This is a genomic window from Bradyrhizobium centrolobii (assembly GCF_001641635.1).
Classification (GTDB): Bacteria; Pseudomonadota; Alphaproteobacteria; order Rhizobiales; family Xanthobacteraceae; genus Bradyrhizobium; species Bradyrhizobium centrolobii.
On record NZ_LUUB01000096.1, the window covers coordinates 124466 to 132151 of the forward strand.

At 63.9% G+C, this 7686-nt stretch carries 7 protein-coding genes; 4 read left to right on the top strand and 3 right to left on the bottom strand.

What is annotated here, in order from left to right:
• Positions 1–81 precede the first annotated feature (81 nt).
• From AYJ54_RS35415 to motA, 3 genes are read right to left on the bottom strand one after another with little or no spacing between them, the layout of a single operon-like run.
• Positions 82–390, bottom strand: coding sequence for a hypothetical protein (locus AYJ54_RS35415; protein WP_063706475.1), 309 nt, complete (start codon positions 388–390; stop codon positions 82–84).
• Positions 371–1312, bottom strand: coding sequence for a flagellar motor switch protein FliM (locus AYJ54_RS35420; protein WP_063706477.1), 942 nt, complete (start codon positions 1310–1312; stop codon positions 371–373). Before AYJ54_RS35420 ends, AYJ54_RS35415 begins: the two co-directional genes overlap by 20 nt.
• Positions 1309–2205 (bottom strand): flagellar motor stator protein MotA, encoded by an 897-nt coding sequence (gene motA, locus AYJ54_RS35425; RefSeq protein WP_063706479.1) that lies wholly within the window; start codon positions 2203–2205, stop codon positions 1309–1311. The genes AYJ54_RS35420 and motA overlap by 4 nt, the downstream gene beginning before the upstream one ends.
• Before the next feature lie 142 nt (positions 2206–2347).
• Between motA and AYJ54_RS35430 the strand changes: the two genes are divergently transcribed.
• The 4 genes from AYJ54_RS35430 to AYJ54_RS35445 all read left to right on the top strand — a co-directional run bounded on the left by AYJ54_RS35430 (position 2348) and on the right by AYJ54_RS35445 (position 6698).
• Positions 2348–3136 (top strand): DUF1217 domain-containing protein, encoded by a 789-nt coding sequence (locus AYJ54_RS35430; protein ID WP_063706481.1) that lies wholly within the window; start codon positions 2348–2350, stop codon positions 3134–3136.
• Positions 3137–3139: 3 nt separating this feature from the next.
• The gene (gene flgF, locus AYJ54_RS35435) at positions 3140–3868 is read left to right on the top strand and encodes a flagellar basal-body rod protein FlgF (RefSeq protein ID WP_063706483.1); all 729 of its coding nucleotides are present in this window, start codon (positions 3140–3142) and stop codon (positions 3866–3868) included.
• A 30-nt stretch (positions 3869–3898) separates the two neighbouring features.
• Entirely contained in the window at positions 3899–5224 is a 1326-nt protein-coding gene (fliI, locus tag AYJ54_RS35440) for a flagellar protein export ATPase FliI (RefSeq protein WP_063706485.1), read from the top strand.
• Between the two features lie 838 nt (positions 5225–6062).
• Positions 6063–6698, top strand: a complete 636-nt coding sequence (locus AYJ54_RS35445; protein WP_063706487.1) for a MarR family winged helix-turn-helix transcriptional regulator — start codon at positions 6063–6065, stop codon at positions 6696–6698.
• Positions 6699–7686: the final 988 nt, after the last annotated feature.

Sequence of the window (7686 nt, forward strand, 5' to 3'; positions counted from 1 at the left end):
TCCGCTCCCGGAGCGCCGCTCCAGGATCATCCCCCTGCCTGCGCGTCGACGTCAGGTGACGTCCGCACTATGGCCCCCGCCTCAATGCTTGTCCGCGTCGACACAGCCCTTGGCCGCAGCGAGCCCACGCCGCGCGTCCAGCGCGGCGATCGCCTCATGCGCCTGATCGATCTTTGTGCCGAGAACGTTGGCGAGCCGCCCGAGATTGGCCGTGGAATCGTGCGCCGCGGTAATCACCGTATCGAACGCGCCGGCCGTCTCATGGACGATCGTCGAGAATTCGCCCTGATAGCTGCGCAACCGCGCCAGCTCACGGTGCATCCGGGTCACCCGCATGCTGGTGAAGGCAAGCGCGATCAGCAGCACGGCATCAACGAGATAGGATATCATCGACGAACTCCCGTTTCTGATCGACGGGATCTGCCACCTGCATGGCATAGTAGCCATCAAGCTGGCCGATCTGGCACCAGAACAGCACCTGGTTGTTGCTTTCGAGCCGGGCCAGCGTGCGCGGCGTGGCCTCAAGCTCGAGCACCTGCCCGACGTGGAACTTCACGACGTCGCCGAGGGACAGCATCTTCTCGTCGAGCACCGCACTCAGCGTCACCTCGGTCCGGTGGACCTCGCTCTCCATCTGCTCACGCCAGTGCGGATCGGCCGCGCGACCGTCGCTGACGACGACGTGGGCGAGCTTCTGCCGCAACGGATTGAGCGCCGAGTGCGGAATAATGAGGAACATTTGGCCGCCGCGATAAAGCGCCTGCAACATGATGTTCGCGCAGATCGACATGTTGCCGCTCCGCCCGATCGCCAGCGATGCCATGGCGGTCTCAACCCGCTCGAGGCGGAAGGTCACCTCGGACGTGCCGGCAAAGGCCGATTGCAGCGATTTGGCGAAACGTTCGAACAGCGCCTGCACCAGGCGGAGCTCGATGTTGGAGAAGGAGCGCTCGACGTCGATCGGCGGCTCGGCGCCGTCCGATCCAAACATCGCCTCGACCATCGTGAACACGAAGTCGCGGTCGAGCATGATGATGACGCGGGAGTCCCACTGCTCGGCATAGAGCACGGCGGCGACCGCGTTGGCCTCGTAATCCTTGATGATGTCACCGACGCGGTCGTTGGTGATGCCGTTGACCGAGAAATAGCAGGGCGTGCCCGCCATAGGCTGGAGGCTGTCGGTGCACGATGCCGCCATGCGATCGAAGATCACATTGAGCATCGGCATCCGCTCGATCGATATGCCGGCGGCGTCGAGCAGGTAGTTCGGCAGCCGCTTCTGCTGGTCGACGTCCAGGTCTTCCATCATCATGCGCGTGCAGCCTTCGGTTCGGCATCGGCAACGACCGCCTTGGGCCCGGCGATCGTCTCATTTTCCACCACGTCGATCGACGGCCGCTCGGTGCTCGCGATCATCTTGCGGCCATGCTCCACCGCGATCTGCGGCATGGCGCCGTTCATGAAGGCAAGCAGGGTCTGCTTGACGATGATGTAAGGCCGGCACCGCTTCTCGCGCGTCAGCTTTATCTTCAGCGCGAAGGGCGAGATGATGCCGTAGGACAGGAAGATGCCGGCGAAGGTGCCGACCAGGGCGGCGCCGATGAAGCCGCCCAGCAGTTTCGGCGACTGGTCGAGCGCGCCCATGGCCTTGATGACGCCGAGCACCGCGGCGACGATGCCGAGCGCCGGCAGCGCCTCGGACACCACGACCAACGCGTTGTAGGGCGTGAGCTTGCTCTTCACGATGGTGTGGATCTCCTCGTCCATCAGCGCCTCGATCTCGTGCGTGCGCGCGTTGCCCATGATGATGAGGCGGACATAGTCGCAGATGAACTGGAGCAGCGCCGCGTCGCCGAGCACGCTCGGGAACGCCTTGAAGATCTCCGAGGACGAGGGATCGTCGATATGCGCTTCCACCTCGTTGCGGCCCTTGCCCCGCAGTTCGCGCATCAGGGCGTGCAGCGCGCCGAGCAAATCGAGATAATAACGTTCACTGGGCACCGCGCCGGTGATGGCCTGCATGCACGCCAGCCCGGTGTCCACGACCACCTTCCACGGATTGGCCACGATGAAGGTGCCGACCGCGGTGCCCATGATGATCACGAACTCCCACGGCTGCATCAGCACGGCCAGATGCCCGCCCATGGCGGCGAATCCGCCGAGCAGTGCCGCAACCGTGATGACAATCCCCACGAAACTGCCCAACGCACCGCTCCATCGCCGATCCCATCGGCAACATCTATGCGTCGACGCTTGCGCGAAGCTGGTTTCCTGGTCGCCAGCCTCGCGCAAGCAATTCGCGGCAGCTTGAGACGATGTCGCAACGGCGGCCAGAGGGGCGCGTGTCATGCTATCCACCATCGCGGACTACACCAGACTGACCAAGGACATGGGCAAGTCGCTGACGCAGGTCGCGAAGCAGCCGGATGTCAGCCGCGAGACCGATTATTTCCTTGCCAATATCGGCAAGGTGAAGACCATCGACGATTTCCTGAAGGACTATCGCCTCTACTCCTACGCGATGAAGGCCTACGGCCTCAGCGACATGACCTATGCCAAGGCGTTCATGCGCAAGGTGCTGACCGAGGGTATCGCGACCAAGGACACCTTCGCCAACAAGCTCACCGACACCCGCTACCGGGAGTTCGCCGCCGCCTTCAATTTCGCCGCGCTCGGCAGCAACGCGACCCAGACCGCCCAGGCCACGACCGGCACGGCCACCCAATACGTCACGCAGACGATGGAGCAGAACGCCGGCGACCAGAACGAGGGCCTGCGGCTGGCGCTCTATTTCACGCGCAAGGCCTCGACGATCACGAACGCCTACCAGATCCTCGCGGACAAGGCGTTGACGCAGGTCGTTCAGACGGCGCTCGGCCTGTCGTCGACCGTCAGCTCGGCCGATATCGACGCCCAGGCCACGATGCTGAACAAGATGCTCAAGCTCACCGATTTCCAGGACCCGACCAAGGTGACCAAATTCGTGCAGCGCTTTGCGGCAATGTGGGATGCGACCCAGGCGTCGAGCGACAACTCGACCAACCCCGCGCTGGTCCTGATCGGCGGAGCGTCGACGATGGCCAGCATGGATACCGACATTCTCTCGAAACTTCAGTCCATCCGGTTCGGGAAGTAAGTCATGCAATCGGCTCTCTATGTGGGATTGTCGGCGCAGGTCGCCCTCGAGAAGCGCCTCCAGACGATCGCCAACAACGTCGCCAACGTCAACACGGCGGCGTTCCGCACCGACGTGGTGAAGTTCGAGACGGTCCTGTCGAAGGCAGGCGCCAATCCCGTCGCCTTCTCCACGCCTGGCGACAACATCATCTCGCGCGAGGCCGGCAATATCACCGAGAGCGGCAACCCGCTCGACGTCGCCGTGGTCGGACTGGGCTGGCTCGCCTTCGCCGGGCCCAACGGCACGGTCTATACGCGCGACGGCCGGCTCCAGATCGCTCCCAATGGCGATCTCCAGACGGTGAGCGGCTTCCCCATCATCGATTCCGGCGGCGCGCAGCTCACGCTCGATCCGAACGGCGGACCGGTCTCGATCTCGCGCAGCGGCGCGATCACCCAGGACAACAACGAGATCGGCACCATCGGCCTGTTCAACATTCCCGCTGACGCCAATCTCGAGCGCTACGGCAATTCCGGCGTCACGCCCGACCGGCCTGCGACCGCCATCGCCGATTTCTCCCGCGATGGCTTCAAGCAAGGCTATGTCGAGGGCTCCGGCGCCAATCCGATGATGGAATTGACGAAGCTGATGGCGGCCTCGCGCGCCTTCGACGGCACCAATTCGATGATCGAGGGCACCGAGAGCTCGCTCCAGAACGCGATCCGGACGCTGGGCGACCCCGGCAAGTAGCCTCGCGCGCAATGACGGTGGACAACTTCCTTGAACGCTCTTCGGCAACTTGAGTGGGCGCTGCTGGAGCTTCAGCAGAGCACTCCCCTCGCAAGCGTCAGCGGCGCGATCTCCGAGATCGCGCCGACGCATTTCCGTGTCTCCGGCCTGTCGCGCTTCGTCAGGCTCGGCGAGCTGATCGGCGTCAATTCGGCCGGCAAGCCCCAGATCGGTGAGGTGGTGCGGATCGACAGCGACGGCATCATCGCCAAGCCGTTCGACCGGCAGTTCTCCGGCGGCCTCGGCTCGATCGCATATCGGATGCCGCCACTGTCCTTCGCGCCCGATCCGAGCTGGAAGGGCCGCGTCATCAACGCGCTCGGCGCGCCGCTGGATGGACAGGGTCCCCTCACCCCGGGATCGCGCGCCGTGTCGGCGGAGGCGGAGGCGCCGCCGGCGATGAAGCGGGCGCGCGTCCACAAGCCGCTGCGCACCGGCGTGCGGGTCATCGACCTGTTCGCGCCGATCTGCGCCGGCCAGCGCGTCGGCATCTTTGCCGGTTCCGGCGTCGGCAAGTCGACGCTGCTCGCGATGCTCGCCCGCAGCGAAGGATTCGACACCGTCGTGCTTGCGCTGGTCGGCGAACGCGGCCGCGAGGTGCGCGAGTTCATCGAGGACGTGCTCGGCAATGACCGCGCCCGCGCTGTGACCATCGTATCGACGGGAGATGAAAGCCCGATGATGCGGCGGCTGGCGCCCAAGACCGCGATGGCGGTCGCCGAATATTTCCGCGACCGGGGCGAATCGGTCCTGCTCGTGGTCGATTCGATCACCCGCTTCGCGCACGCCGCCCGCGAGGTTGCGCTTGCCGCCGGCGAGCCCGCGGTCGCGCGCGGCTATGCGCCGACGGTCTTCACCGATCTGCCGCGCCTGCTGGAACGGGCAGGGCCCGGCGAGGAGGGATCCGGGACCATCACCGGCATTTTCTCCGTGCTGGTCGACGGCGACGATCACAACGAGCCGATCGCCGACACGATTCGCAGCACGCTCGATGGCCACATCGTGCTGAGCCGGCACATCGCCGACCAGGCGCGCTATCCGGCCGTGGACGTGCTGGGCTCCGTCTCCCGCCTCGCCCATAACGTCTGGGATCCCGAGGAGCGCGAGCTCGTCAGCAAGCTGCGCTCCATGATCGCCAAATACGAGGACACGCGCGACCTTCGCCTGATGGGCGGTTACCAGTCCGGACGCGATTCGGGACTCGATCAGGCGGTCGACATGGTTCCGAGGATCTACAGCGCAATGCGACAAGACGCCTCAGCCCCGCCGAGCGCCGACCCGTTCCGCGAGCTGCGCGACATGCTCAAGGGCGACTAGCGGCCAATCCAGCCGCGCGGTGAACCCATGCATTGCGCTTCAGCGTGATCGCAGGAGAGCTGGGACTTGGTTGCCGCGGAACACGGCCCGCAAAAAATACGCATAGCTTCCGTCCTCGACAGCATCATCCGTTCGGTCGAGTACGGACATTACGGGGGCGCCACCGACAAGCCGCCCCTCGCGCGGAGCGCGAACAACCGCCGCGTGTAATTCCCACACATTCCCCCGCCAATTCTGTAAACTGATTGCGCAAGTTGTGGATGACACGGCGGCGTACATCTTCGTCATGCACAAGCTCTGATCAACTTGCATCGGCGGCGACCAGCAATATGCGTGCAATCAAACGCTCGTATACTTCACTGCAGCTAGCTTGATACATAGAGAATAGCGTTCACCTACATGTGTCCTCCGTGGTGAGATTGAGTTGAACGTCATGAAAGTCTGCGACTACATCCAGTCTCCGAGAGCGCTCTACTTGATTTTGTTGAGAAGCTCATTCATCGTTTCGGTGGATCATAAGAAACGTTTGCTTGTGACTTGAACTCAGGGGCTTCGGTTGAACAACTCCGATCCATCGTCCGGCGGTGACGGCAACTCGGACTCCCGTTCGACGACACCGCGGTTGGCATGCCATCAGCGACGCTGCTTCTCGCGCCGGATTTCGCGGCGCGCAGCAAGCCAGACCAGCTTCGTAGCGATGCGTGCCTTTGAGCTGAAGCCGGGCGCGACGAGCTCATCGGATGTCGCCGGCTATCCAGCTTCTCGCGAAGGACTCGTGCGCCATGGCGGAAAGCGGCTTCGGGGCGCCGCAGACGAGATTCCCGGGGCGAGGTAACTTATGTCGTTGGCACGCGAAGCGGTCGAGCTGCTGGTTCAGGCGGCGAGGGCCTGGTATTTCGAAGGCAATCAACATGGGTTGCGCGACCGGGAATGGATGGCGCTGCGGTTCCTCGCACGCGCCAACAGGTTTTCGCGCACGCCCTCTGCGCTCGCGGGCTTCATCGGCGCCACCAGGGCAACTGCATCGCAGATCGTGAAGACGCTCGAGAGCAAATCCTTCCTGGAGCGCAAGCCGTCGCATGAGGACAAGCGCTCGGTCGTGCTCCATGTCACCACGCAGGGTGAGAAGTGCCTGAACCAGCACGATCCGATCAATCACGTGCTGAACGCGGTCGCCGCGCTCGGAACCGATGAGTGCATGAGGCTGCGCGACTCGCTGACGAAGATCCTCAATCATCTCGATGCGACGCATCAGCGACTCAATGCCAGCATCTGCCGCGACTGCATGTTCCTCGCCGAGCGTGGCCCCGTTACGGGCAAGGCACGCGCGAACGCGGAATTCATGTGCCGGCTGTATCGCGCTCCCGTCTCGCTCGAGGAAACGGAACTGCTTTGCACGAGCTTTGAGCGCACCCGCGACCGCCCGAAGATCGAGGAACATCTCGATCGCGCTCGCGTCGCCAGCCAGGGCTGACGCGACAGGCGGCGGCCTGACGCGCCGGCATGCGCAATTTCCGGACGAATGTCGCGGGCGGCATTTGCGGAAAATTTCGCAAGATGATGCGGTCGCATCATCGGTGATGCGACTGTAACGAATCTCTATGCCTCCAATGTCGTCCTGGCGAAAGCCAGCACCCATACCCCCAAATCCATGGTGTTGCGGACAGCCGGGGCCACACGGCGCTTTCATCTTGGAGTTCAGTGGTAACGGGTCCTGGCTTTCGCCAGGACGACGTTAGTGAGACGTTGTGCACACCGTCTCCTCAGACTCGTCATTGCGAGCGCAGCGAAGCAGTTCAGAGTGTTCCGCGGCGACGGTCTGGATTGCTTCGGCGCGCTCGCAATGACGAAGATGCATCGCCACTCTTCTCCAATTCGCATCCTAAGTCGCAGACATACCTTCGCATTCTCGCGACGCATTTCGCCCGAGCTTTGCTTCATCTCTCCACCCTCTGAACCAAGAGGGCGCAGGGAAGGCCGGGTGCCGGCCGGCACCCATGGGTCCGCTGTGCGCATGTAGCGCATCAGAAACTGCACAGCGGCAGACAGGTGAAGCCAAACACGCGGCCTTCCCTGCGCAGTGGTCTGACGGCTTATGCCGCGCTCTCCCGGGAGCCGAATTCCTTCTGGCCTCCCTCGCCCCGCGAATTGACGGCGCAAGTCCGCCCGGTTGGGCTCGCCTGCACCTCCGCGAAAGGCTTGACCGTAGCAACGACGGCCAGGACCACACGGTTTTGCCGTACGCGAGCTCGCTTGTTCGCCGCAGTGGCTCCGGCAGTGTGCACACGCGCCGGAAACTGTTGGCGAGACGAACCATCAGCGCCGTTCGTCTGCACGTTGCCTCGGGCTCACAGGGACTACCCGCCCTGCCCGCGCCTCTCGTGCCCGACGCTGCCGCGTCCACCGCAACCCGGCCCGCGAATCGTGACGACGTACGATCGCCCCTCTTGGTGGACCGGGAT

Bases quoted from the DNA above. Each gene is read 5' to 3' on its own strand.
- AYJ54_RS35430 (WP_063706481.1), top strand. From the start codon at position 2,348: ATGCTATCCACCATCGCGGACTACACCAGACTGACCAAGGACATGGGC.
- AYJ54_RS35415 (WP_063706475.1), bottom strand. From the start codon at position 390: ATGATATCCTATCTCGTTGATGCCGTGCTGCTGATCGCGCTTGCCTTC.
- flgF (WP_063706483.1), top strand. From the start codon at position 3,140: ATGCAATCGGCTCTCTATGTGGGATTGTCGGCGCAGGTCGCCCTCGAG.
- AYJ54_RS35420 (WP_063706477.1), bottom strand. From the start codon at position 1,312: ATGATGATGGAAGACCTGGACGTCGACCAGCAGAAGCGGCTGCCGAAC.
- AYJ54_RS35445 (WP_063706487.1), top strand. From the start codon at position 6,063: ATGTCGTTGGCACGCGAAGCGGTCGAGCTGCTGGTTCAGGCGGCGAGG.